This window comes from Pseudoalteromonas sp. SWN29 (assembly GCF_015864465.1).
Taxonomy (GTDB): domain Bacteria; phylum Pseudomonadota; class Gammaproteobacteria; order Enterobacterales; family Alteromonadaceae; genus Pseudoalteromonas.
In genome coordinates this window covers 1-269 of sequence record NZ_JADYXE010000184.1, presented here as the reverse complement: position 1 = coordinate 269, position 269 = coordinate 1, and the positions used below count along the sequence as shown (strand labels likewise).

The following is a 269-nucleotide window of genomic DNA, read 5'->3' as shown; positions in this document are numbered from 1 at the left end:
CCTAGTAGCCACTTAAGGCCGTTCACTTGGTCAATCTTGCGGACCGTTGAGTTACCGTTGCGTAACCAAAAGTCATGCCACGCAGACCACATCAGCATATCAGCACGGCGTTCGTTGCGCTCAATCACACCGCGTTCCCTACGTATTGCCATAAAGTGTAAGCGGTCACGTTCAGCTACCTTAGCACGTAACTTACGGTTGCGCTTACGGCGTTTCATGTCTTCCTTGCGGTTAACCTGAAAGGTGCCTTTAGGGTCACGCTTGGCCTT

Annotated in this window: 1 protein-coding gene; it reads right to left on the bottom strand. The window is 51.7% G+C overall.

Annotation, left to right across the window (positions count from 1 at the left end):
- Positions 1 to 218: hypothetical protein (locus I6F53_RS20400; RefSeq protein ID WP_197240976.1), on the bottom strand; the 218-nt coding region annotated here is incomplete at its 3' end.
- Between the last annotated feature and the right edge of the window lie 51 nt (positions 219 to 269).